The 23,142-nt window shown below is 72.7% G+C and carries 23 protein-coding genes; 11 read left to right on the top strand and 12 right to left on the bottom strand.

What is annotated here, in order from left to right:
* Positions 1-2 precede the first annotated feature (2 nt).
* Positions 3-932 carry a transketolase family protein gene (locus D2L64_RS23260; RefSeq protein WP_119579356.1) on the top strand — a complete coding sequence of 310 codons (930 nt, stop codon included), beginning with the start codon at positions 3-5 and terminating at the stop codon, positions 930-932.
* On the opposite strand, the gene D2L64_RS23255 is transcribed toward D2L64_RS23260, so the two are convergent.
* On the bottom strand, positions 929-1,633 hold the full coding sequence (locus tag D2L64_RS23255; protein ID WP_119579355.1) for a glycosyltransferase family 2 protein: 705 nt from the start codon (positions 1,631-1,633) through the stop codon (positions 929-931). The genes D2L64_RS23260 and D2L64_RS23255 overlap by 4 nt on opposite strands.
* A gap of 124 nt (positions 1,634-1,757) precedes the next feature.
* Between D2L64_RS23255 and D2L64_RS23250 the strand changes: the two genes are divergently transcribed.
* The gene (locus D2L64_RS23250; RefSeq protein ID WP_119579334.1) at positions 1,758-4,028 is read left to right on the top strand and encodes a DUF2142 domain-containing protein; all 2,271 of its coding nucleotides are present in this window, start codon (positions 1,758-1,760) and stop codon (positions 4,026-4,028) included.
* A gap of 60 nt (positions 4,029-4,088) precedes the next feature.
* Here D2L64_RS23250 and D2L64_RS23245 read toward each other — a convergent pair whose 3' ends face one another.
* The 6 genes from D2L64_RS23245 to D2L64_RS23220 all read right to left on the bottom strand — a co-directional run bounded on the left by D2L64_RS23245 (position 4,089) and on the right by D2L64_RS23220 (position 9,753).
* A complete protein-coding gene (locus D2L64_RS23245; protein ID WP_119579333.1) occupies positions 4,089-4,682 on the bottom strand; it encodes a hypothetical protein in 594 nt (197 codons plus the stop codon).
* Between the two features lie 63 nt (positions 4,683-4,745).
* On the bottom strand, positions 4,746-6,131 hold the full coding sequence (locus D2L64_RS23240) for a sensor histidine kinase (RefSeq protein WP_119579332.1): 1,386 nt from the start codon (positions 6,129-6,131) through the stop codon (positions 4,746-4,748).
* Positions 6,124-6,816: a response regulator transcription factor gene (locus D2L64_RS23235; protein ID WP_119579331.1), complete on the bottom strand. Its 693-nt coding sequence runs from the start codon at positions 6,814-6,816 to the stop codon at positions 6,124-6,126. The genes D2L64_RS23240 and D2L64_RS23235 overlap by 8 nt, the downstream gene beginning before the upstream one ends.
* A gap of 70 nt (positions 6,817-6,886) precedes the next feature.
* A complete protein-coding gene (locus D2L64_RS23230; RefSeq protein WP_119579330.1) occupies positions 6,887-7,399 on the bottom strand; it encodes a hypothetical protein in 513 nt (170 codons plus the stop codon).
* 105 nt (positions 7,400-7,504) lie between these two features.
* Positions 7,505-8,500: a phosphotransferase gene (locus tag D2L64_RS23225; RefSeq protein ID WP_119579329.1), complete on the bottom strand. Its 996-nt coding sequence runs from the start codon at positions 8,498-8,500 to the stop codon at positions 7,505-7,507.
* Positions 8,501-8,580: 80 nt separating this feature from the next.
* Positions 8,581-9,753: a thiolase family protein gene (locus D2L64_RS23220; RefSeq protein WP_119579328.1), complete on the bottom strand. Its 1,173-nt coding sequence runs from the start codon at positions 9,751-9,753 to the stop codon at positions 8,581-8,583.
* 87 nt (positions 9,754-9,840) lie between these two features.
* On the opposite strand from D2L64_RS23220, the gene D2L64_RS23215 reads away from it, so the two are divergent.
* Positions 9,841-10,272, top strand: coding sequence for a PH domain-containing protein (locus D2L64_RS23215; RefSeq protein ID WP_233559103.1), 432 nt, complete (start codon positions 9,841-9,843; stop codon positions 10,270-10,272).
* A 121-nt stretch (positions 10,273-10,393) separates the two neighbouring features.
* Here D2L64_RS23215 and D2L64_RS23210 read toward each other — a convergent pair whose 3' ends face one another.
* Both D2L64_RS23210 and D2L64_RS23205 read right to left on the bottom strand, forming a co-directional pair.
* A complete protein-coding gene (locus D2L64_RS23210) occupies positions 10,394-11,305 on the bottom strand; it encodes a rhomboid family intramembrane serine protease (RefSeq protein WP_119579326.1) in 912 nt (303 codons plus the stop codon).
* Between the two features lie 96 nt (positions 11,306-11,401).
* A complete protein-coding gene (locus D2L64_RS23205; protein ID WP_119579325.1) occupies positions 11,402-11,932 on the bottom strand; it encodes a peptidylprolyl isomerase in 531 nt (176 codons plus the stop codon).
* 59 nt (positions 11,933-11,991) lie between these two features.
* On the opposite strand from D2L64_RS23205, the gene D2L64_RS23200 reads away from it, so the two are divergent.
* Positions 11,992-12,798: a hypothetical protein gene (locus tag D2L64_RS23200; RefSeq protein ID WP_119579324.1), complete on the top strand. Its 807-nt coding sequence runs from the start codon at positions 11,992-11,994 to the stop codon at positions 12,796-12,798.
* A gap of 140 nt (positions 12,799-12,938) precedes the next feature.
* Here the strand turns inward: D2L64_RS23200 and corA are convergent, their stop codons facing one another.
* Positions 12,939-14,123, bottom strand: coding sequence for a magnesium/cobalt transporter CorA (gene corA, locus D2L64_RS23195; RefSeq protein ID WP_119579323.1), 1,185 nt, complete (start codon positions 14,121-14,123; stop codon positions 12,939-12,941).
* A gap of 344 nt (positions 14,124-14,467) precedes the next feature.
* On the bottom strand, positions 14,468-15,562 hold the full coding sequence (locus D2L64_RS23190) for an aminotransferase-like domain-containing protein (protein ID WP_119579322.1): 1,095 nt from the start codon (positions 15,560-15,562) through the stop codon (positions 14,468-14,470).
* 215 nt (positions 15,563-15,777) lie between these two features.
* Here D2L64_RS23190 and D2L64_RS23185 point away from each other — a divergent pair, with 215 nt between their 5' ends.
* The 5 genes from D2L64_RS23185 to D2L64_RS23170 all read left to right on the top strand — a co-directional run bounded on the left by D2L64_RS23185 (position 15,778) and on the right by D2L64_RS23170 (position 18,917).
* Positions 15,778-16,227 carry an NUDIX hydrolase gene (locus D2L64_RS23185; RefSeq protein ID WP_119579354.1) on the top strand — a complete coding sequence of 150 codons (450 nt, stop codon included), beginning with the start codon at positions 15,778-15,780 and terminating at the stop codon, positions 16,225-16,227.
* Positions 16,224-16,361, top strand: a complete 138-nt coding sequence (locus tag D2L64_RS27365; protein ID WP_158603532.1) for a hypothetical protein — start codon at positions 16,224-16,226, stop codon at positions 16,359-16,361. Before D2L64_RS23185 ends, D2L64_RS27365 begins: the two co-directional genes overlap by 4 nt.
* Before the next feature lie 72 nt (positions 16,362-16,433).
* Positions 16,434-17,165: a phosphocholine cytidylyltransferase family protein gene (locus D2L64_RS23180; protein ID WP_119579321.1), complete on the top strand. Its 732-nt coding sequence runs from the start codon at positions 16,434-16,436 to the stop codon at positions 17,163-17,165.
* The gene (locus D2L64_RS23175; protein WP_119579320.1) at positions 17,153-18,220 is read left to right on the top strand and encodes an iron-containing alcohol dehydrogenase family protein; all 1,068 of its coding nucleotides are present in this window, start codon (positions 17,153-17,155) and stop codon (positions 18,218-18,220) included. The genes D2L64_RS23180 and D2L64_RS23175 overlap by 13 nt, the downstream gene beginning before the upstream one ends.
* Entirely contained in the window at positions 18,204-18,917 is a 714-nt protein-coding gene (locus tag D2L64_RS23170) for a CDP-alcohol phosphatidyltransferase family protein (RefSeq protein ID WP_119579319.1), read from the top strand. The genes D2L64_RS23175 and D2L64_RS23170 overlap by 17 nt, the downstream gene beginning before the upstream one ends.
* A 202-nt stretch (positions 18,918-19,119) precedes the next feature.
* Here D2L64_RS23170 and D2L64_RS23165 read toward each other — a convergent pair whose 3' ends face one another.
* The gene (locus D2L64_RS23165) at positions 19,120-20,391 is read right to left on the bottom strand and encodes a glycosyltransferase family 4 protein (protein WP_119579318.1); all 1,272 of its coding nucleotides are present in this window, start codon (positions 20,389-20,391) and stop codon (positions 19,120-19,122) included.
* A 25-nt stretch (positions 20,392-20,416) separates the two neighbouring features.
* Between D2L64_RS23165 and D2L64_RS23160 the strand changes: the two genes are divergently transcribed.
* Positions 20,417-21,277, top strand: coding sequence for an Fpg/Nei family DNA glycosylase (locus D2L64_RS23160; RefSeq protein ID WP_119579317.1), 861 nt, complete (start codon positions 20,417-20,419; stop codon positions 21,275-21,277).
* Positions 21,278-21,544: 267 nt separating this feature from the next.
* Entirely contained in the window at positions 21,545-23,116 is a 1,572-nt protein-coding gene (locus D2L64_RS23155; protein ID WP_119579316.1) for a sugar transferase, read from the top strand.
* Positions 23,117-23,142: the final 26 nt, after the last annotated feature.

Raw genomic sequence — 23,142 nt, 5'->3', positions numbered from 1 at the left:
AGATGCGGGACAGCTTCGTCGACACCACCACGACCCTGCTGGCGCAGGAGCCGCGTACCGCGCTGGTGCTCGCCGACATCTCGGCCGCGCTGTTCACCGCGGCCGCCGAGCGGCATCCGGACCGGGTGCTCAACGTCGGCATCCGGGAGCAGTTGATGCTGGGCGTGGCCGGTGGGCTGGCACTGACCGGGCTGCGGCCGATCGTGCACAGCTACGCACCGTTCCTCGTCGAGCGGGCGTACGAGCAGATCAAGCTCGACCTCGACCACCAGGCGGCGAGGGCGGTGCTGGTCAGCATCGGCGCCTCGTTCGACCGGGCGTCGGCCGGCCGGACCCACCTGAGCCCGGCCGACGTGGCGCTTGTCGACACCCTGTCCGGCTGGACCGTGCACGTACCGGGTCACCCGGACGAGGTACCCGGCCTGTTGCGTACGACGGTCGCCGCCGACGGCTCGGCGTACCTGCGGCTGTCGACGCTGTCGAACGGCCGGCCGTACCCCGGTGACGGCGATCTGGTGCTGGTACGGGACGCGGGCGCGGGCGCCGCCCTGCTGGTCGCGGTCGGGCCGACCCTGGACGCCGCGCTCGCCGCCACCGAGGGCCTGCCGGTCACGGTGGCGTACACCCACCGGCCGCGCCCCTTCGACACGGCCGGCCTGCGGACGCTCGCCGACAACGAGGTGATCCTGGTCGAGCCCTACCTGGCCGGCACCTCGGCCCGGGTGGTCGCGGCGGCCCTGGCGGACCGGCCGCACCGGCTGCTCGCCCTGGGAGTGGGACGGGAGGAACTGCGCCGCTACGGTTCGGCCGAGGACCATCTGCGCTGGCACGGCCTGGATCCGGCCGGGCTACGCCGCTCGGTCACCGGCTTCCTCACCCCGGCGGCGGCCGACCGCACGCCGACACCGGCGATGCTCGGGCAGTACGTCTAGCGCTGGGGGTCGGCGGGGCGGCGACGGGTGCGCTCGCGACCGAGGATCCAGAGCGCCTCGACGCCGTCCCGCCAGGTGATCTTCTTGCCCTCTTCCCGACCCCGGGCCCGGTAGCTGATCGGCACCTCGTACGGCCGGATCCGGCGGCGCAGCAGCTTGCCGGTGACCTCGGCCTCCATCCCGAACCCCCGGGACCGGACGTCCAGCGAGCGGTAGAGCTCCACCGGCATCAGCTTGAAGCAGGTCTCCAGGTCACCGATGTAGGAGTTGAAGAGCACGTTGGCGGCCATCGTGACGCCCTTGTTGCCCATCACGTACCAGAAGCTGTAGGCGCTGTGGCTGCCGAAGGTCCGATTCCCGTAGACGACCGTGGCCCGGCCGTCGAGGACCGGGGCGAGCAGCTTGGGGATGTCCTGCGGGTCGTACTCCAGGTCGGCGTCGAGGATGACCATGTACTCACCCTCCGCGTTGGCGACCGCCGTGCGGATGGCCGCACCCTTGCCCGCGTTGCGCTGGTGGGTGATCACCCGCAGCCGGGCGTCGTCGGCCCGGCCGAGGACCTCGCCGGTGCCGTCGCGGCTGCCGTCGTCGACCACCACGAGTTCGATCTCGCACGGATACTCCACGGCCAGCGCCTGCTTGAGGGCATCCGCGATGCGTTCTTCCTCGTTGTAGACCGGCATGAGGATCGACAGCTTCACGGGAATCTCCACGAGGGCGGCAGTATGTCGGCCATAGCCTAGCTTGGCAGCTCAGCGGAGTGGTGCCGACTGCCATCGGAGATCGGGGGTCAGGCATTCAGGCCGATGGTGTTTACTTCCCGCCATGTCGGCCGCCGGCTTTCCGCTCGTCCTGGGCCCCATCGCCGCCACCGCTCTGCTCGCCGTAGCGCTGCGGCCACGCAACGTGGAGACAGTCGCGCCCCGGCGCCTGGCGGTCATCCGGGCGGCGCTGGCCACCGGCGCGTTCGCGGTGTTGACCGTCGAGCTGCTGGGCGCGCTGCGGCTGTTGACGGTGGCCGCGTTCGGCCTGGCGTGGTTGCTCTTCGTGACCGGCTGCGCGCTCGCGGCCGGCTGGCGCCGCCGCGTCGACCGGGCCCGCCGCGACCGGGCTGCCGAGGCGGCCTCCCTTCCGGACACCGACCGATCCGCCGCGACGCCACCCGCCCTGGTCGGCGCGGCGTCGGGCGTCCCGGCCGCGCTGGCGACCGCGACGGCCACCGACAGCCGACCCACCGGACCCGACCGCCCGGCGAGCGGCCCGGGCGCGGACTCCGCGCCGGGCACACCGGGCGGCGCCGGCTGGTGGGCGCTGCTCACCGGCTTCTGGCGTACGGCGGGCCGGGGCGAACGGCTGCTCGCCGGCACGATCGGCGGGCTGCTCCTGGTGGAGTTGCTGATCGCCCTGCTGGCCGCGCCGAACAACTTCGACTCGCAGACGTACCACCTGCCCAAGGTGGAGCGTTGGGTGGCCCAGGGTGACCTGGCGTTCTGGGCCACCGCGATCCACCGGCAGGTGACCATCCCGCCGGGCGCCGAGTACCTGCTGCTGCACCTGCGGCTGTTCACCGGATCGGACGCGCTGTACAACCTGGTGCAGTGGGCCGCCGGGATCGGCTGCCTGTTGGCGGTCGCCCGGGTGACCGCGCAGCTCGGCGGTGGCCGGCGAGCCCAGCTGCTCACCGCCTTCGTGCTGGCTACCACGCCGATGGTGACGTTGCAGGCGACCAGCACCCAGACCGATCTGGTCTGTGCCGCCTGGGTGGCCTGCGCGGCCACCCTCGCACTGGACGGGCTGCGGCGGCGGGCCGGGCTGGGCGAGCTGCTCGCCCTCGGCGCGGCGACCGGGCTGACCGCGCTGACCAAGACCAGTGGGCTGCTCGCGGTGGGTCCGCTGCTGGTCCTCTGGGGACTGGGCCAGCTGCGGCTGGCGTACCGGGACCGGCCGGTCGGGCGGCGGGCGCCGGTCGGCGGGATCGGGCGTACGGTCGGCGCCTCCGCGCTGATCCTGGTGGTCGCCGCCGGAGTGGTCGGCCCGTTCCTCGGCCGGGTGTACGCCGAGTTCGGTCACCCGCTCGGGCCGGAGCGGCTGCGGGAGTCGGTACCGATGGAGCGGCACGACCCGGCGTCGGTGCTGGTGAACGCCCTTCGCATCGGGCACACCGCGCTGGACACCCCGCTGGCCCCGTTGCGCGAGGTGACCGCCGACGCGATCGTCGGCGTGGCCGGTCTGGTCGGGGTCGACCCGCAGGACCGTGCCATCACCTTCGGCCAGGAGCGGTTTCCGGAACCGTCGTGGTACCCGGACGAGGACCGGGTGGCCTTCCCGCTGGCCGGGGCGCTGGCGCTGATCGGGGTCGTGGCGGCGCTACGCCGTCCGGCCCGGATCAGCCCCGGGTCGGCGGGCGCGTTGCGGGCGTACGGCCTGGCGGTGGTCACCGCCGTGGTGCTGCACACCGCAATGATCAAGTGGCAGCCCTGGGGGAACCGGCTGCTGCTCTACGCCGTGGCGGTGTCCGTACCGCTGGCCGGGCTCTGGCTGGACGCGCTGCTGCGCCGCTCGGCCGCGGCCGGCGCGGTCGACCCGGCGCGGGACGGCGCCCCGACGCGGACGGGGCGCGCGGCGGGTGGGCGCCGTCCGGTCGCCGCGACCCTCGCCGTGACGGTGCTGACCACCTGCGCGCTGGCCGGGGTGCTGGCGGTGTCGTACGGCTTCCCCCGCCGGCTGGTCGGCGCGGGGTCGGTCTTCACCACGGCCGAGTGGGACATGCGGTTCCTGCGTCGCCCGCAGTGGACGGCGGAGTACCACTGGGCCGCCGACGCGGTACGGGTCGCCGAGGCGCGCCGGATCGGCCTGTCGCAGCGCAACGACGACTGGGAGTACCCCTGGTGGTTGCTGCTGCGCGACGCCGACGGGCGCCCACCCGAGTTGCTGGCCCTCCAGTCGGTGCTGGATGACCGTCCGCCCGCCGATCCGGCCTCGCTGGACGCGATCGTCTGCGTGGGCAGCCGTACGCTCTGCGCCGACCTGGTGCCGGCGGGCTGGCAGTTCGAGTTCCGCAGTTTCGTCGGCTACGCCCTGCCCGCACCGGACTGAGTCACGCCGGGGCCGGGGATACCGCCGGGCGGGAACGCCCACCGCCCGGCGGGTCCGCGGTCAGTCCCGGTCGAGCGGAACGACGATCAGCCGGGCGACGAGGGTGTCGGCGTTCCTGGTGCCGGCCACCCCCAGTTCGGTGCCGACCTGGATGTCGGTGGACCGGATGGTCCGGCGCCGCTCGATCACCCGCAGGTCGTCGGCGAAGGTCCAGCTCTGGGTGACGCCGTCGGCCGACTTCACGGTGATCCGGTCGCCGTCGACGGCGGTCACCTCACCGCGCTGCACCGCGACGGTCTTCGTACCGCCGTCCCTGGTCTGCACGACGGCCTCACCGTGCAGCGTGTCGCGGCGCAGCAGCACCCGGGCCGCCCGACGCTCGCGCCACTGCTCGACCCGCTCCCGGTGGGGCGTCCCGGTGGTCGCGGCGGGCTCGGCCGGCGGCTCCGAAGCCGCCGGTTCGGGATCCAACTCGGCGGGGTCGAAGCCGAGCGCGGCGAGGGCCTGACCCTCGGCGCCCAGCGCCGCGACCACGTCGACGGCCTCCTGCGCGGCGTCCCGGCCGCCCTGCGCCACACCACCGCAACCGGTGGCGCCCAACGTGACCGCCACGAGCAGTGCGGTGGTGGCGGTGAAGGTTCCCCTGCGTGTCATCTCGTCGTCCTCTCCTCGGTGTCGCCGTCGCCCCCAGCGTCGTACGGCGGGATGAGCGGACGATCAGGCCGATGTTCGAGGTGGGTAAGGAGCCGCCGGTAGCCGGACGGTGAAGGCCGCACCGCCCTCGGGCGCGTGGCCGGCGCTGATCTGCCCACCCAGCCGGCGCACCAGGCCGGCGGCGAGGGCCAGCCCGAGCCCGCTGCCGACCTTGCGCAGCCCCCGGTACCGCTGGTGCAGCGCACCGCGCTCGAAGGCCACCGCCAGGTCGTCGTCGGTGAGCCCCGGCCCGCCGTCGCGGATCTCCAGCAGCCCACCGGCGGCCGGGTCCGCCCCCGCCGGCCGCACCGCGAGGACCACCGGGGCACCCGGCGGTACCACCCGCAGCGCGTTCTCCAGCAGCCCGTCGACCACCTGCCGGATCCGTCCCGGATCGGTGTACGCGGGCACCGACGGCGCGCCCGCCTCGACCCGGAACACCACGCCGAGGGCGGCACAGCGGTCGGCCCAGGTGCGGCCGGCGTCGGCGGCCAGCCGGGCCAGGTCGACCGGCACCGGCGCCAGCGGGAAGTCCACCGCCTCCAGGCGGGCCAGCGCCAGCAGGTCGGCGACCAGCCGGTCCAGGTGTTCCGCCTCGGCCAGCATGGTCCGGCCGGTGTCCGCCGCCGACTCGGGCGCCAGCACACCGTCGGCCAGCGCCTCGGCGTAGCCACGGATCGCGGTCAACGGGGTACGCAGCTCGTGCGAGACGGAGAGCAGGAACTCCCGTTGGCGGCCCTCGCTGGTGGCCAGCGCCGCCGCCAACCCGTTGAGGGCGTACGCCAGGTCGGCCACCTCGGCGGGCGGCTCGACCGGCAGCCGGACCGAGCGGTCCCCGGCGCGCAGCCGGGCCGCCGCGGCCGCCGCCCGCCGGATCGGCCGGGCCAGCCGGCGGGCGAGCAACGTCCCGGCGACGGCCCCGGCGGCCAGCCCGGCCAGCAGCGGCAGCCACAGCCCCCGCAGCACCTGCCGCCACACGCCGACACCGGCGGACCGGGTCAGCACCACGCCGTCGCCGCCGGGCAACGCCCGCCCCTCGACGAGTGCCCGTTGCCCGGCCACCAGTCGTCGCCCGGAGACGTCGTTCCCGCCGGCCACCCGGGTCACCACCTGCGCCGGCAGGCCGGGCTGGTCGACCCGACCGGCGGAGACGACGTACACGTCGATGCCCTGGGCGGCGAACTGCCGCACCAGCCGCTCGCCGGCCAGGTCGCGGACCCGGCCGGGCCGGGCCCGCAGCAGGTCGGCGGCGAGTTGCGCCTGGACGGCCAACGCCTGCTGGTCCCGCCGTTCCGCGGCGCGGACCGCGACCGGCACCGCGACCAACGCGGTCACCAGCACCGACACCAGGGCCACCGCGCAGGTCACCAGCACCGCGCGGGCGGTCAGCGTACGACGGGGGTCAGGCATCGGCGGCGTACCCGACGCCCCGGTGGGTCCGGATCACACTCGCCGCGCCGAGCTTCGCCCGGATCTGTGCCACGTGCACGTCGACCGTGCGGGTGCCCGCGTGGGCGGCGTACCCCCACACCCGGGCCAGCAGTTCCTCCCGGGTGAAGACCCGACGCGGCCGACCCATCAGGTACGCCAGCAGGTCGAACTCGGTGGAGGTCAGCTGCACGGGTGCGCCGTCCACGGTCACCGTACGGCGGGCCGGGTCCAGCGCGACCCGACCGAGCAGCAGCGGCGCCTCGGCCTGGTCCGGCGGACCGGCGGTACGCCGCAGCACGGCGCGTACCCGGGCCACCAGTTCCCGTGGGCTGAACGGCTTGGTGACGTAGTCGTCGGCGCCCAGTTCCAGGCCGACGATCCGGTCCACCTCGTCGTCGCGGGCGGTGAGGAAGATGACCGGGGTCCAGTCGCCGCCCTCGCGTAGCCGCCGGCAGATCTCGGTACCGGCCAGGCCCGGCAGGGCGATGTCGAGTACGCACGCCACCGGCCGCAGCCGACGCGCGGCGGCCAGGCCGGCGACGCCGTCGGCTTCGACGTGGACGCCGAAGCCGTCCCGGCTCAGGTAGAGCCGAACCAGGTCGGCGATGCTCGGCTCGTCCTCCACGACGAGGACCAGCCCACGCCGCGGGTTGTCGACGGTCACCGGGCCATGATTGCCGATCGCCGGGGTACGGCGGCGTCAGTCAGTGTTCGGGTTCGGTAAGAACACCCGGTCAGCGGGCCACGGCGGGCTTGAACGCGGCGCGCCGGCCGGCGGCGGGTGCTTCGGCGACGGTGGCCACCACCCGGGGCTGGGCGCTGCGCACCCGGGTGCGGAAGGCGTGGTTGAGCAGCGCGTCGAGCTGCCACACCTGCCTCGGGTGCTGGGTGCGGATCAGGAACCGTTCGCGGATGCCGTCGATGGCGGTGGCGGCCAGTTCGACGGAGTGCTGCCTCGGGTCGGGACTCCAGGTGACGTGGCTCAGTTCCCGCAGCTCGGTGTTGAGGTGCAGCTGGAGCCGGTGCAGTACCCGGGTCTGCCGGGTGATCACGAGTCGTCGGTGGGTGAGCAGGAGGAGGTACTCACCGGACATCGGCCGGTCGGGCCGGCTGCATCGGGTGACCAGAACGGTGGCGTCGCCGGAACCCACGCAGCGACGGAACACCGGCATGTGCCGGCTGGCGGTCTGCACCGCCAGCCCGGCCTCGGCGGCGGCCGGAAGGAACGTTCGGGAGAAGACGTCCATGCTCTGCCCAACGATGGTGTTCGCTGGGTGACGTGGCTCACGAACGTGCTTTTTGCAAATTCCACGTTACGGCGGTGAGCAGCCATGACGGCCGCGACCGACCGGTCAGCACGGCGTGGCGAGCAACTCCTCCAGCCAGCCCGGCACGGCGGCGGCGTACTCCGCCCGGCTCGGGTCGGCCGTCGCCAGGGCCCGCCGCCAGGAGAGCGACCGGCTGACCACGGTCACCTCGGCGGCCACCTGTGCCACCTGCCGCAGGGTGTCCCGATCGGACCGGTCCGTCCACGGCTCCAGGTACGCGTCACGCAGCCGCAGCAGCGCCGGGTCGCTGCCGGAACGCCCGGTGGCGTGGGCGATCGACCGCAGCGTGACCAGCATGGTGCCGAAGGGGTGGGCCACCGATGCGTCGCCCCAGTCGAAGAAGCGGTGGCCGGCCGGGCCGGCGAAGACGTTGCCGTCGTGCAGGTCGTCGTGCTGGATCGACGCTTCGATCCCGCTGCCGGCCAGCCATCGACAACGCTCCGCGTACCGGGGCAGCAGCCCGCGTAGCCGGTCGTGGACCTCGGGGGACAGCCCGTCCGGCGCGCCGATCAGCAACGCCGCCCGGTCGTCGAGCAGCTCGGCGAAGAGCCCCGGCAGCGCCTCGGGACGATGGTCGGGTACGCCGAGGGCGAGCAGCTCGTCGACGTGGCCGGCGGCGACCCGCTGAAGTTCGGCGTACCCGGGAAGTGCCCGCACCCACCCGGCCAGGTCGTCGTCACCGCCCGCCACCTCGCGCAACGTCGGGCCACCGGACGGCAGCAACGCCCAGCCCGCGGCGGCGTCCACCGCGATCGGTTCGAGCACCCGGCCCGGGGTGAGCCGGGCCAGCACGGCGAGCAACGCCGCCTCGTACCTGGTGCCCGGGCTGTTGGCCTTGAACCACACGTCACCGCCGTCGGTGGGCACCCGCCAGACCAGCGACCAGGGACGGACCCGGGGCTCCACCGGGCCGGCGACCCGGCGACCGGTACGGGCGAGCGCCTCGGTCACCCAGTCCAGGGCGGCGCCCCGCCACCGCGGGTCGGCCCAGTCGGTCTGCGGTGCGGCGGCTTCGGTCACCCGGGCAAGCTAGCCCGATCGCCCGGGCGCCGCGACCGGGTTTCCCTTCGCCGGCCGACGACGCCCCGGGCGGTTCGGTGTCAGAGCAGCTCGACGATGGTCGCGTTGGCCATGCCGCCGCCCTCGCACATGGTCTGCAGGCCGTACCGGATGCCGTTGTCGCGCATGTGGGCGAGCATCGTGGTCATGATCCGGGCGCCGGATCCGCCGAGCGGGTGGCCGAGCGCGATGGCCCCGCCGCGCGGGTTGAGCCGCTCCGGGTCGGCCTCGGTCTCCGCCAGCCAGGCCAGCGGTACGGGGGCGAACGCCTCGTTCACCTCGTACACCCCGATCTCCTCGATGCCCAGCCCCGCGCGGCGCAGCGCCTTCGCGGTGGCCGGGATCGGCGCGGTGAGCATGGCGACCGGGTCGTCGGCGGCGACGACGGCGGTGTGGATCCGGGCCAGCGGCCGCAGCCCGTGCCGGCTGGCCCACTCGCTGGTGGTGACCGCCAGCGCGGCGGCACCGTCGGAGATCTGCGAGGCCGAGCCGGCGGTGACCACGCCGTCGGGGCGGAACGGGGTGGGTAGTTCGCCCAGCTTCGCCAGGGAGGTGTCCCGGCGTACGCCCTCGTCCACGGCGAACTTCCCGCCGTCGGCGAGCGCGACCGGTGTCAGCTCGGCCTCGAACGCCCCGGCGTCCTGGGCGGCGGCCGCCTTCTCGTGGCTGGCCAGGGCGAACTCGTCGAGCTGGGTACGGGACAGGCGCCACCGCCGGGCGATCAGTTCCGCGCCGACGCCCTGGTTGAACGGCAGCGGTGAGTCTTCGGCCACCCCCTCGACGCCCCGGTAGCGGGCCAGGATCTGCGCGGTGAACGGCGAGCCACCGGCCACGCTGGACCCCATCGGCACCCGGGTCATCGACTCCACGCCCCCGGCGACGACCAGGTCGGCCTGGCCGGAGAGGACGGTGGCGGCCGCGAAGTGCAGGGCCTGCTGGCTGGAGCCGCACTGCCGGTCGAGGGTGGTGCCGGGCACCGACTCGGGCCAGCCGGCGGCCAGCACGGCGTTGCGGGCGACGTTCCACGACTGCTCGCCGACCTGGGAGACGCAACCCCACACCACGTCGTCGACCTGGGCCGGGTCGATGCCGGTGCGCTCGGCGAGGGCGCGCAGCACGTGCGCCGACAGGTCGACCGGATGCACCCCGGCCAGGCTGCCCTTGCGCCGCCCGACCGGGGTACGCACCGCACCGACGACAACCGCGTCACTCATGTCTACTCCCCGGTAACTTGGCTGCTGCCGATCCTACGCCCACCTCGCCCGGACGTCCGCCCACGGCACGGCTGGCATGCTGGTCGGGTGCCTTACGAGACGGTCACCAGACAGTGGCGGGTACCCCCGGCCCTGCCGGTGCTCAAGCTGGTCGCGGCGGCCACCGTGCTCGCCCTGGGGATCCTGCTCGCCAGCGGCGACCTGCTCCGGCCGGTGCTCGGCGCGCTCGGTGCCGCGACCCTCGCCGGATGGGCGGTGCGGGATCTGATCGCACCGGTACGGCTGGCGGTGGATCCGGACGGCATCACCGTGCCGGCGGGCTGGACCGGCCGTCGGCACCTGCCCTGGCCAGCGGTGGAGGGCATCCGGGTCGGACGCCGCTCCGGACGCGGCTTCGCCGGCCCGGCGTTGGAGATCGACTCCGGCGAGTCGCTGCACCTGTTCAGCCGCCTCGACCTCGGCGCCGACCCGCACGACGTCGCCGCCGACCTGGCCGCCGCCCGCCCCACAAGCGGCTGAATCCCGCGGCCGGCCGAACCCGCGGCCGGCCGAACCCGTTGCCGACCGAACCCTACGGGCGGCTGAAGCCTGCGGGCGGGGGACGCGGCAGACGGTTGAACGCGGCCGGGTCCAGCGGCCCTCAGGCGAGCAGCGCGGCGGTACGGATCAGGGCCAGCCCGAGCAGCGCCACCATGATCAGCGCGCTGCCGGAGGCCTGCACCAGCGTCCGGTGCGCCCGCGGCGCGTACGCCAGCACCAGGGCCATCAGGGCACCGAAGACCAGGCCGCCCAGGTGACCGGCGATCGAGATCTGCGGCACGGCGAACGTGAAGATCAGGTTGATCACCAGGATCGGCAGGATTGCGCTGGTGTCCCGACCCAACCGCCGCATGATCACGAAGGTCGCCGCGAAGAGGCCGAAGATGGCGGTGGACGCTCCGGCGGTCATCTGGTTGGGCGCGCTGAAGACGTACGCGGCGACGTTGCCGCCGAAGCCGGCGATCAGGTACAACGCGGCGAACCGCAGCGGGCCGAGCACCGCTTCCAGCGACCGGCCGAGCACCCAGAGCGCCCACATGTTGAGCAGCAGGTGCAGCACGCCGTAGTGCAGGAACATCGCGGTGACCAGGCGGTACCACTGGCCCTCGGCGATCCCGCCGATGGTGCCGTCGAGGAACACCGCCCGCCCCAGGACGGCGCCCCACTCGGTCAGCGGGGTGCCACCACCCAGCAGGCCGCCGAAGCCGGTGCCGCCGGCCGCCGCGTCGCCACCGCGATCGGAGGCGATCGAGGCGAGCATGACCAGCAGGTTGATGGCGATCAGGGTCTTCGTCACGTAGCCGTGCCGGCCGGCGGCACCGCCACCGAAGGCGGTACGCGCCGGCCGGACGCTACGACGCCCCTCCGCCACACATTCCGGGCACTGGAATCCGACGGATGCCTCGCGCATGCAGTCCGGGCAGATCGACCGGTCGCACCGGGTGCATCTGACGTACGTCTCCCGGCCGGGGTGGCGATAGCAGGTCGGGGTGGTCGGCGGGGACTCACTCACCGCAGGCCCCAGGTGCCCGAGCGCTCAGTCATGCGAGCAAAGGTACCTTGGCCCACCGCGCCCAGGCCCGGGCGGCGAGCCCGACCGCGCCGGGAATCAGGCCCCCTGGCGCTCGATCTCGACGCGCTCGATGACGACATCCTGCAGCGGCCGGTCACTCGGGCCGGTCGGGGTGTTGGCGATCGAGTCGACGACCTTCGCGGACTGCTCGTCGGCCACCTGACCGAAGATGGTGTGCCGGTTGTTCAGGTGCGGCGTCGGCGAGACGGTGATGAAGAACTGCGAGCCGTTGGTGCCGGGCCCGGCGTTCGCCATCGCCAGCAGGTACGGCCGGTCGAAGCGCAGCTCGGGGTGGAACTCGTCGGCGAAGGTGTAGCCCGGGCCGCCGCGACCGGTACCGGTCGGGTCACCCATCTGGATCATGAAGCCACCGATCACGCGGTGCGAGATGGTGCCGTCGTAGTACGGGCCGCTGCCCGGCTGGCCGGTACGCGGGTCGGTGTACTCGCGGGTGCCCTCGGCCAACTCGACGAAGTTGCGGACGGTCTTGGGGGCGTGGTTGCCGAAGAGCTCCAGCCGGATCGGGCCGGCGTTGGTGTGCAGGGTGGCGTAGACAGCCTCGGCCACGGGTACTCCTCACTCGTTGGTCAGTTCCATGCGGATCCTCCCATGTGCCCGATCTGGACATGCGGAGGCATCCGAAGGTGGAGGATGACAGAGGACAACTCCCAGGAGGTGGGACCGTGTTTGGAATCGGGCGGCGCAAGACCCAGGGGCAACTGGCCAGGGTCGAGCTGAACCGCGGCATCGGTCATCTGCGCCTGGCCGCGACGCACGCGGCCAAGGGCGCCGGTGCCACGGTCGGCCCGCGGGTCGAGGCGGCCCGCGGCGCCGTGACGCCGGCGGCCACCATGGTCGCGGGCCGCGCGTCGAGCGGACTGGCCACGGCGGCAGCGGCGCTCGCACCGCTGGCCGTGGCGGTGCGGCAGGCGCAGACCGAGGCGGCGAGCAAGGCCGTCGCGGGCAAGAAGGCCGCCGCCGCCAAGCAGGCCGCGGTCAGCAGAAAGGCGAAGAAGATGAAGGCGAAGAAGAAGTCCCGCCGCAGCGGGCCCATGATGGTCGGGCTGCTGGCCGCCGGCACGGTGGCCGGGCTGGCCGGCGCGATGGCCCTGCGGCGTTACCGGGAGCAGCAGGTCTGGGCCGAGTACGACACGACGGCGTCACTCGAACCGATGCGCGAGGAGGTGGAGACCATCGAGGTACGCACCGGTGGACCGGCGGGTGCCGCCAAGGTGTCGACCGGTGCGGGCAGTTCGGCGGTGGCCGGCGGCGACAGCGCCTCCACCACCAAGACGGCCACGCCGGCCAAGGTGACCCCCACCGACAAGGTCCCGTCGGTCGCCGAGGGCGCCCGTAGCACCAGTGGTCGTCCCGCCGACGACCTCACCAAGGCGGTCAACAAGTCGCCGAGCAGCTCCAACGGTCGCGCCTGAGCGCGCCCACCTCCTCCGACCCGCCGATCTCGCACCCGGTGCCGCCGTCCACGGCGGCGGGCAGCCGCGGCGCGACAGACCGGTCCACGCGACGGTCGCCGGAGCCCGCGAGATCGGCGGGAGGGGCGGGGGTACCGGCATTAGAGCCAGTCGTTGCGGCGGAACCAGCGGTACAGGGCCAGTGAGATGGTGAGCATCAGGGCCAGCACCACCGGGTAGCCGTAGACCACCTTCAGCTCCGGCATGAAGTCGAAGTTCATGCCGTAGATGCCGGCGATCGCGGTCCAGACGGCGGCGATGGCGGCCCACGCGGCGATCTTGCGCATGTCGTTGTTCTGGTCGACGGTCACCTGGGCCAGCCGCGCCTGCAGGATCGAGTTCAGCAGGTCGTCGTACGAGTTGACCTGCTCGACGGAGCGGCTGAGGTGGTCCTGGACGTCGCGGAAGTAGCGGCGTACCTCCTTGGGCACGTCCCGGTTCATCTGCGTGGTCAGCGCGAGCAGCGGACGCTGCAACGGCATCACCGCCCGCTTGAACTCCACCAGTTCCCGCTTCATCTGGTAGATCCGTTGGATCCGGCCGCTGGACTGGCGGTCGAAGACCTCCGTCTCCAGCACGTCCATGTCGTCTTCGAGCTGGTCGGCGACCTCCAGGTAGAGGTCGACGACCCGGTCGGTGATCGCGTACGCGACGGCCCAGGGGCCGTGCGACAGCAGCTCCCGCCGCGCCTCCAGTTCCTCCCGGACCGGGGCGAGTCGGCAGGCGTCCCCGTGCCGGACGCTGATCAGGAAGTGCGGACCGATGAAGAGCATCACCTGACCGGTCTCCACGACCTCGGAGTTCTCGGTCAGCTCGGTGTGCTCGCAGTAGCGCGCGGTACGCAACACCAGGAAGCTGACCTCGCCGAAGCGCTCCAGCTTGGGCCGTTGCCGGGCCTTGACCGCGTCCTCCACGGCCAGCTCGTGCAGCCCGTAGGTGGCGGCGATCTCGCTCATCTCGGCCAGTTCCGGCTCGTGCAGCCCGAGCCAGACGAAGCCGTTCTCCGCCTCGCGGGCGGCGGCCAGCGCCTCGGCGTAGTTCCGGTCACCGGGTTGCCGCCGGCCGTCCAGGTAGAGCGCGCAGTCGACGATCGCGCTGCGCCCCGGCCCGGTCGGGACGGTGGTCGGCGGTGACCCGTCGGAGTTGAGCCGGCGGGTCATGGCCCGCACCGGTGACCAGTTGCGGGGCCGGAGCACCCGACCGTTGTCGGCGCGCCCCGCGTCGGTGGACGACACCTGGTGACCGCCGGTGGAGGTCGACCGACCCTGCTGCATCCGATCCGTCATCACGCCCCCTCCGCACCTGACTGCGGCTTGCAGGGTACGCCGCCGGACCGATCATGGAGTGCCGCCCGCGGCGGAGGGGTGGCGCCGGACGGACCGGACCGCTTCAGGGGGGTGAGGGGGCGATCCGGCCCGCCCGGCGCCGTTGGGGGCGGGGGTTGTGCTGCCGCGTCACCCCGACACACCGGCGGCCGGGCCGAACCGGGCGAGACTCTCGGCGGGCGGAGCCGGCCGTCGATCTCGGCACGTGTGATGAGTGACGCTCGCAGCATTGTGGGCCGCGAGCCGCCCCAGTGGGAGTCCTGGGACGGCTGGGATCGCCATTCTGTCGGAAACCCGACAGAAACTCAGCTCCGGACCGCCGCCACGGCCTCGGCCAGTCGCCGGACACCCTCGTCGATCCGGTCCGCGGTCACCGCCGAGAAGGCCAACCGCAGCGCGTGCCGCCCGCCGTCGACCACGAAGTCACTGCCCTTGACCACCGCGACACCCCGCTCCGCCGCCGCCGGGGCGAGCCGGTCGACCGCCACGTCCTCGGGCAGCTCGACCCAGAGGAAGTAGCCGCCGTCCGGTTCCACGAACCGGGCCTCGGGAATGTGCCGGCGCAGCGACTCGGCGAGTACCCGGGCCCGCTCCCCGAGCGCCGCCCGGACCGTCTCGATCGAGGCGTCGATCTGACCGGAGACACAGAACTGGTGCACGATCGCCTGCGAGACCATGCCCGGCGAGATGTAGAGGCTGGTCGCCTTCTTCGCGATGTCGGCGATCAGGTCCGCCGGCCCCACCAGGTAACCGACCCGCACACCGGGGCAGACGGTCTTGGTGAAGCTGGAGGCGTGCACCACCACACCACGAGTGTCCATCGACAGCATCGACGGCAGGCGCTCGCCACGGAACCGGATGTCGGCGTACGGGTCGTCCTCGAAGATGGTGAAGCCGAACTCGGCGGCCAGGTCGAGCAGCTCGCGCCGCTTGTCCAGGGAGAGCGTCACACCGGCCGGGTTCTGGTAGTTCGGGATGACGTGCGCCAGCCGGGGACGCACCCCCGACTCCAACAACTTGCGCAGCTCGGCGGTGTCCAGGCCGTCCGGCTGGACGGTCACCCCGTGCAGCTCGCCACCCATCCGCTGCAGGTTCAGCAGGGTGCGGTCGTAGGTCGGCCGCTCCACCACCACCGCGTCGCCGGGGCGGACCAGGTGGTCGAAGAGAAAGGCGTCGGCCTGCAACGAGCCATTGGTGATCAACACCTGCTCGGCCTCGACCCCGTGCTTGTCGGCGATCCACCTGCGCAGCGGAAGGTAACCCACGGAGGTGCCGTACGCGGTCACCCCGGCGGGATCGGCGTCGAACGCGCGGACGGCGGCGGCCTTGAGCCCCTCGACATCGACGATGTCCAGCGAGGGCGCGCCACGGGCGAAGGAGATCAACTGCTCGGCGGTCATGGCTGTTCAGCGTACGGGCGGTGGCGGGTCGTACGCGGACGGCACGACGATGTCCGCATCCTGAGCCACCGGGTCGGGTGATCCGGGCCGCCCCGGTGAGCCGGTCCTGCTGCTCGATCAACCGGTCCGCGCCGCGCATCGGTAACCCCTCACCGGCCCGGTCCGGCGCCGACGGTAGGTCGGCACGGCTGGCGGCCTGCGGTTACTGTTCTCACGTGTCCACCGAGCCGCTGCGCTGCGCCGGAGCGCTGATCGCCGACCCCGAAGGACGCCTCTTCTTCCAACGCCGGTCCCCGGACCGCCGCCTCTTCCCCAACTGCTGGGACATCGTCGGCGGGCACCTGGAGCCGGGAGAGACGTTCGAGGAGGCCCTGCGCCGGGAGGTCACCGAGGAGACCGGCTGGCAGGTGTCGGAGATCCTCGGCCCGGTCGGCGAGTACCGGTACGTCGGCGACGACGGGCTGACCCGGATCGAGAGCGACTGGCTGGTCCGGGTCGCCGGTGACCTGTCGACGCCGGTGCTGGAGGCGGGCAAGCACACCGAGTACCGCTGGCTCGGCCCCGACGACCTCGACGTGCTCGACGAGCATCGGGACGTCAACGACGGCCTGATCCGGCAGATCGCCGAGCGAGCCTTCGCGGTCCTGGAGTCGACGCGTTCGTGATCGACAGCGTCGGGCTCGCCGCGCACCGGTACGCCGGACTGGTCGCCCCCGCCCTCGATCGGGTGTGCGTCGCGGCGATGCACGCCGAGGAACGGCTGGTGCTGCTCGCCGACCTCGCGGCACTACCCGGCTGACCCCGACGGCGGTGACCCGGGCAGCGCTATCCTCCTCCGGTGAACGCCACGAGAACAGGAACTGATGCCGGCATGGTCGGGATGGTGCTGGCAGCCGGTGCCGGTCGCCGCCTGCGCCCGTACACCGACACCCTGCCCAAGGCGCTGGTACCGGTGGACGGCGAGATCACCATCCTCGACATCGCCCTGCGCAACCTCGCCGAGGTGGGGCTGACCGACATCGTGGTGGTGGTCGGGTACGCCGCCGACGCGGTCCGCGAACGCCAGGCGGAGCTGGAGCGCAGGTACGGCGTCACGCTCACCCTCGTGCCCAACGACAAGGCCGAGGAGTGGAACAACGCCTACTCGCTCTGGCTGGCCCGCGACTGGTTCGCCCGGGGCGTACTGCTGGTCAACGGCGACACCGTGCACCCGGTGAGCATCGAGAAGACGCTGCTGGCCGCGCGCGGGCCCGGCGTACTGCTCGCGATCGACACCCTCAAGCCGCTGGCCGAGGAGGAGATGAAGACCACCTTCGACGCCGCCGGGCAGCTCACCCGGATCACCAAGCTGATGGACCCGGCCGAGGCGTACGGCGAGTACATCGGCGCGACGCTGATCGAGCCGCAGGTCGCCGGTCCGCTCGCCGACGCGCTGGAGGCGACCTGGCGGCGCGACCCGAACCTGTACTACGAGGACGGCTACCAGGAGTTCGCCGAGCGGGGTGGCGAGGTACGGGCCGCACCGATCGGGGACGTCTCCTGGGTGGAGGTCGACAACCACGACGACCTGACCCGGGCGCGGGAGATCGCGTGCCGCTACTAGCCCGTACGGTCACCACGCCGCTGTCGATCGAGGTCCGTCGTGGCGCGGTGGCGAACCTGGGCGCGCTGCTGGCCGACCGGCGGATCTCCGGCGGCGGCGACGTGGCGGTGGTGGTCGGCCCCGGACAGGGCGAGAAGATCGTCGAGCTGTGTCGGCCCACCCTCGGCTCGGCCGACATCTTCACGGTGGCCGGCGGCACCGTCGACTCGGCCAACGAACTGGGCGACCAGTTGCGCCGCCGGCACTACGACGCGGTGGTCGGCGTCGGCGGCGGCAAGACCATCGACACTGCCAAGTACGCCGCCACCCGCTACGCCATCCCGATGGTGACGGTGGCGACCAGCCTGGCCAACGACGGCATCGCCTCCCCGGTGGCGTCGCTGACCCACGAGGGCGGCAAGGGCTCGTACGGCGTACACATCCCGATCGCCGTCCTGGTCGACCTCGACTTCGTGGAGAACGGGCCGGACCGGCAGACCCAGGCCGGTATCGGTGACGCGGTGAGCAACCTGAGCGCCTGCGCCGACTGGGAGCTGGCCCACCAGGTACGCGACGAGCCGATCGACGGGCTCGCCGTGACGCTGGCCCGAACCGGGGCAGAGGCCCTGGTGAACCACCCTGGCAAGATCACTGATGACGGTTTCCTCACCACGCTGGCCGAGGCGCTGATCCTCGGCGGGATCTCGATGTCGATCTGTGGTTCCAGCCGCCCGGCCAGCGGTGGCGACCACGAGATCTCGCACGCCATCGACCACCTCTTCCCGGGTACCGGCTCGCACGGGGAACAGGTCGGCCTCGGCGCCCTGTTCTGCACGTTCCTGCGCGGCGAACCGGACCGCTTCGGCCAACTCGCCCGCTGCCTGCACCGGCACGGGCTGGCCACCCGGCCGAGCGACCTCGGCCTCACCGACGAGCAGTTCGTCGAGGCGGTGGCCTTCGCGCCGCGTACCCGACCGGACCGCTACACCATTCTCGAACACCTCGCGTTGTCCGCTGACGACCTTCGTACCCGGCTGGGAGACTACGTTGACGCCCTCCGTGAGCACCTTGGCTGAGCCGTCGCACCCCACGGTCGCCGACTTCCACCGGGTGAACCGGGGCGGTGGCCTGTTCAGCGAGTCGGTAAGCCAGTGGATCGGCGCGGTCTTCGCGCTGGTCGCCCAGCGCCTCGGGCTCCGGCCGACCGCGCTGACCATCACCAACCTGGTGCTCGGGTTGGCCACCTCGGTCACCGTGGTCGCCCTCGCCGGCCCGGTCGCCGCCGGGGACGTACCGGCCTGGGTGGTCGGGTTGCTCGCCCTGGTCGGCTGGCAGATCGCGTACGCCCTGGACTGCGCCGACGGGCAGCTGGCCCGGGTGACCGGGCAGGGCAGCGCGGCCGGCGCCCGGGTCGACGTGCTCTGTGACGTGGCCGCCCAGATCGCCCTGGTCGCCGCGCTGTCGGCGACCGCCGTGGCGCAGGTGCCGTCGACGCCCGTGTGGTTGGTTGCCGCGTTCGCCGGCACCTGGATGGTCAACCTGGTCACCTCGGTGATGCAGGCCGGCCCGAACGCGGCCAGCATGGTCACCTCCACGTCCCTGCCGGTACGCCTGGTCAAGCTGGTCCGCGACTACGGCGCGGTGATCTTCGCCGCCGCCCTGGTGCTGGCCGTCGCCCCGGCGCTCGTGTTCTGGGTGCTGGTGGCGTTCACCCTGGTCAACGGCGGCTTCCTGCTCGCCAGCATCGCCTTCTCCGCCCGCGCCTCCCTGTAGGTGCAAGGAAGAGCGCGGCGGCGGGTGGTCCGGATGCTGTGCTGGCGGACAGCACTTCGTGTGATGGCCGTGATTTCACAGCGCAATAATTATTTCGCTGTGAAATCACGATCACCCAAGGTACTGCCTCTCCTGCGAGGCACACGATCGCCCATGGCCCACGCCGGGGATCGATGATCCCGCGCGGCGGACGAGACGGGGTTCAGCGGGGCGGTCGGCTGAGGGATGCGTACACGTCGATGAGGCGCTTGGTGACCACATCGGGGTGGAAGGTGCGCTCGTAGCGGGCGCGCGCGGAGGCGGCCAGCGCGGCGGCACCGGCGCTGGCCAACGGCAGCGCGGCGGCCAGCACAGCTGGCTCCGGGGGCACGACCCAGCCCGCCTCTCCGGTCTGGATCCCGGCGGCCGGGCCGGTGCCGGCGGCCGGGCCGGTGCCGGCGGCCGGGCCGGTGCCGGCGGCCGGGCCGGTGCCGGCGGGTTCGCGGGAGGTGTCCGCGCCGACCAGGTACGGGATGCCGCCCAGCGCGGTACCGAGCACCGGCCGCCCACTCGCCAGCGCCTCGATGATCACCGTCGGCAGCACGTCGTGCCAGGTGGAGGTCGCCAGCACCACGGCGCTGGCGGCCAGCGCCGCGCGCACACCCGCACGGTCCAGCGGACCGAGGTACGTCACGTCGGCGCGCTCGGCGGCGGCCGCCTCGACCAGCGGGCGCAGTTCGCCGTCACCTGCCACGCGCAGCGGGCCGAGTGCGCCGTCCGGGTGCCGGCGCCACGCCTCCAGCAGCAGATCGAGCCCCTTCTCCGGGGAGAGCCGGCCGAGGAAGAGGAAGCCCTGACCCGGCGGGGTGGGGGTGCCGGGGTCGGGAATGCCGTTCGGCTTGACCACGATCCGCGAGTCCGGGATGCCGTAGTCGCGCAGGTGGTCGGCGACGGCACTGGTCAGGGCAATGAACCGGTCCACCGACTGCCAGGTGCCCCGGTGCACGGCGAGGGTGGTGGCCATCAGCGCGCTCTGTGCCCGCGACCCCCGGTAGCAGCGGTGCACCACCGCCGGTACGCCCAGCGTGCGGCCCCGGCAGTCCTGGCAGATCATGCCGTCGCGGAAGTACAGCCCGGAGGAGCAGACCTGCCGGTAGTTGTGCACCGTCTGCACCACGGGCACCCCGTGCCGGTGCGCGGTCCGCACCACCCAGGGCGAGAGCAGGGGGTACGGGTTGTGCAGATGCAACACGTCCGGCCGGTGCTCGGTGAGCAGCCGGGCCAGGTCCTGCTGGGCCCGGGGCGCGTAGATCGGAGAGATCGGCAGCAGCGCCTTCGCCGTCTTCGGCATCGAGGGGATCTCGTCCGAGCTGCGCAGGAACGGCAGCACCTCCACACCGGCGGCGGTGAGCTGGGCGATCTCCGCGTCGACGATGGTGTTCTCGCCCGAAGGCTGAGCTTCCCGGTACCGGTTGTGCGCCACCACAATCTTCACGGCAAAGAACGCTACCGTTAGCAGCGTGCCCGAACTACCGGAGGTGGAGGCGCTCGCGGGTTACCTGCGACAGCGCGCGGTGGGCCGGCGTGTCGACCGGGTGGAGGTCGCCGCGATCAGTGCCCTGAAGACGTACGATCCGGCCCCGACGGCGGTCGCCGGCCGGCCGGTGACCGACGCCCGGCGGCACGGCAAGTTCCTCGACGTGATCTTCGACGGCGACCTGCACCTGGTGGTGCACCTGGCCCGCGCCGGCTGGCTGCACTACCGGGAGGCGTTCGCCTCGGCGGTGCCGTTACGTCCCGGGAAGGGGCTGATCGCGCTGCGGGTCCGGCTCGACGACGGGTCGGGATTCGACCTGACCGAGGCCGGTACGCAGAAGAAGCTGGCCGTGTACCTGGTGACCGATCCGCAGGTGGTGCCCGGGCTGGCCAAGCTCGGGCCGGACGCGCTCTCGGCCGATCTGGCCGCCTTCGCCGGTGCCCTGCGCAGCCGCCGGGGGCAGGTGAAGGGGGTGCTCACCGACCAGTCCGTGTTGTCCGGCGTGGGCAACGCGTACTCGGACGAGATCCTGCACGCGGCGAAACTGTCGCCGTTCGCGCTCACCGACCGGCTGACCGACGACCAGTTGGCGACCCTGCACGCGGCGACCCGGCGGGTGCTCGGCGACGCGGTGACCCGGTCGCTGGGGCAGCGGGCCGCGGAGTTGAAGGGTGAGAAGCGCTCCGGACTGAAGGTGCACGCCCGCACCGGACTGCCCTGCCCGGTCTGCGGGGACACCGTCCGGGAGGTCTCCTTCGCCGACTCCAGCCTCCAGTACTGCCCCACCTGCCAGACCGGTGGCAAGCCGCTGGCTGACCGACGGTTGTCCCGACTCGTACGGTGAGTAATGCCACTTACTGATTACGGAGAGGAATGGGACGGGGTGTGCACAACCACCGGTCCGCCGCTCTACCCGGGCCGCCATCCATCGGTATAGTGGCCCGGTCCCCGGCTTCCGGATGGCGTGGAGCCGGCCAGATCCCAGGCGAACACGAGTCCGTCACGCAAAGTCCCCCGGGTCGGCGTCGAGACGGAATCCGCGTGGGAAGCTGGAACGGTGGGCGACTCGGGCCCTTACGGCGAGTGAGCGGCACGGGTCATGCGGGAGGACATGGGTGAGGTGACGGCAAGCCTCCAGCGCCCGGTAACCAACGAAGGCCGGAGCAGACTCGTGCGGCACGTCGACAGCTTCGAGATCCAGCCGCCGAACCCGCCGTCGCCGAACGGCGTACCCCGATCGGCATGGGCACGGGCCCGGCGGCGCGTCTCCCGTTGGCACCGCCCGTACACCGCGATCCTGCTGCTGCTCGACTTCGCGGCGGCGGCCTTCGCCAGCTACACGGCGATCCGCACCTTCGACCAGGCCACCGCCGGCTTCCACGAGGCCCAGGACGACCCGACGTGGTTCTTCACCGTCGCCTTCCTGCTGTTGCCGCTGGGCTGGCTGGTGATCCTGTGGTTCAACGGCGCGTACGACCGGCGTTGTCTCGGTCTCGGGCCGGACGAGTTCAAACGGGTGATCCGGGCCGGCGTGACGGTCTGCGCGGCGGTGTCGTTCCTCGCCTTCGCCACCAAGACCGACCTGTCCCGGTTCACCGTCGGCACCGCGCTGCTGCTGGCCCTGCTGTTGATCCTGCTGGGCCGGATCCTGACCCGGTTCGTGCTGCACGTGATGCGCCGCAACACCCGGCAGGCGGCGCACCGGATGGTGCTGGTCGGCACCCTGCCGGAGTGCCTGGAGGTGTACACGGCGGTCACCCGCAACCCGTCCGCCGGGCTGGTGCCGGTCGCCATCCACATCACCGACGGCTACGCGGCGGCCAAGGGCGTACAGACCCCGGTCCCGGTGTACGCCGGCCGTGACGTGCTCGCCCTGGTCCGCGAGGTGGGCGGCGACACCATCGCGGTCTGCGGCTCGGCCAGCGCCGAACCGGGCGAGCTGCGCCGGCTGGCCTGGCAGCTGGAGGGCTCCGGGGTCGACCTGGTGGTGGCCCCGCAACTCACCGACATCGCCGGTCCCCGGGTGCACATCCGCCCCATCGAGGGCCTGCCGCTGCTGCACGTCGAGGAACCGACCCTGTCCGGGCCGGCGCTGCTGGCCAAGAGCATGATGGACCGGGTCGCCGCCGGCCTGGGCCTGCTGGCGTTGATCCCGGTCTTCCTGGTCATCGCGGTCGCGATCCGGATCTCCGATCCCGGCCCGGTCTTCTTCCGCCAACCCCGGGTGGGACACGAGGGGCGCACGTTCCGGGTGTGGAAGTTCCGCACCATGTACGTCGACGCCGAGGATCGGCTGGCCAGCCTGGTCGACCAGAACGAGACCGACGGCATGCTGTTCAAGATGAAGCAGGATCCCCGGGTGTTCCCGGTGGGTCGCTTCCTGCGTGCCTCGTCACTCGACGAGCTGCCGCAGCTGATCAACGTGCTGAAGGGGGAGATGTCGCTGGTCGGGCCGCGGCCGTTGCCCGCCGACGACGGTGACTTCCTGGGCGACGTACGGCGCCGCCTGCTGGTCCGTCCCGGCATGACCGGCCTGTGGCAGGTGTCCGGCCGATCCGACCTCTCCTGGGACGAGGCGGTCCGGTTGGACCTGTACTACGTCGACAACTGGTCGCTCGCGTACGACCTGAGCATCCTCTGGCGCACGGTGGGCGTGGTGGTGGCCCGCAAGGGCGCGTACTGATCCGGGCGGCTGACCCTTTCCTCCGG

This window comes from Micromonospora radicis (assembly GCF_003583405.1).
Lineage (GTDB): Bacteria > Actinomycetota > Actinomycetes > Mycobacteriales > Micromonosporaceae > Micromonospora > Micromonospora radicis.
The sequence above is the reverse complement of the archived record's forward strand: the minus strand, read 5'-3'. Positions and strand labels throughout refer to the sequence as shown.

What these genes read in the sequence shown, in the direction of transcription:
- D2L64_RS23260 (WP_119579356.1), top strand. Translation starts at nt 3, where the DNA reads ATGCGGGACAGCTTCGTCGACACCACCACGACCCTGCTGGCGCAGGAG.
- D2L64_RS23250 (WP_119579334.1), top strand. Translation starts at nt 1,758, where the DNA reads ATGTCGGCCGCCGGCTTTCCGCTCGTCCTGGGCCCCATCGCCGCCACC.
- D2L64_RS23245 (WP_119579333.1), bottom strand. Translation starts at nt 4,682, where the DNA reads ATGACACGCAGGGGAACCTTCACCGCCACCACCGCACTGCTCGTGGCG.
- D2L64_RS23240 (WP_119579332.1), bottom strand. Translation starts at nt 6,131, where the DNA reads ATGCCTGACCCCCGTCGTACGCTGACCGCCCGCGCGGTGCTGGTGACC.
- D2L64_RS23230 (WP_119579330.1), bottom strand. Translation starts at nt 7,399, where the DNA reads ATGGACGTCTTCTCCCGAACGTTCCTTCCGGCCGCCGCCGAGGCCGGG.
- D2L64_RS23220 (WP_119579328.1), bottom strand. Translation starts at nt 9,753, where the DNA reads ATGAGTGACGCGGTTGTCGTCGGTGCGGTGCGTACCCCGGTCGGGCGG.
- D2L64_RS23200 (WP_119579324.1), top strand. Translation starts at nt 11,992, where the DNA reads ATGCGGAGGCATCCGAAGGTGGAGGATGACAGAGGACAACTCCCAGGA.
- corA (WP_119579323.1), bottom strand. Translation starts at nt 14,123, where the DNA reads ATGACGGATCGGATGCAGCAGGGTCGGTCGACCTCCACCGGCGGTCAC.
- D2L64_RS23190 (WP_119579322.1), bottom strand. Translation starts at nt 15,562, where the DNA reads ATGACCGCCGAGCAGTTGATCTCCTTCGCCCGTGGCGCGCCCTCGCTG.
- D2L64_RS23180 (WP_119579321.1), top strand. Translation starts at nt 16,434, where the DNA reads ATGGTCGGGATGGTGCTGGCAGCCGGTGCCGGTCGCCGCCTGCGCCCG.
- D2L64_RS23155 (WP_119579316.1), top strand. Translation starts at nt 21,545, where the DNA reads ATGGGTGAGGTGACGGCAAGCCTCCAGCGCCCGGTAACCAACGAAGGC.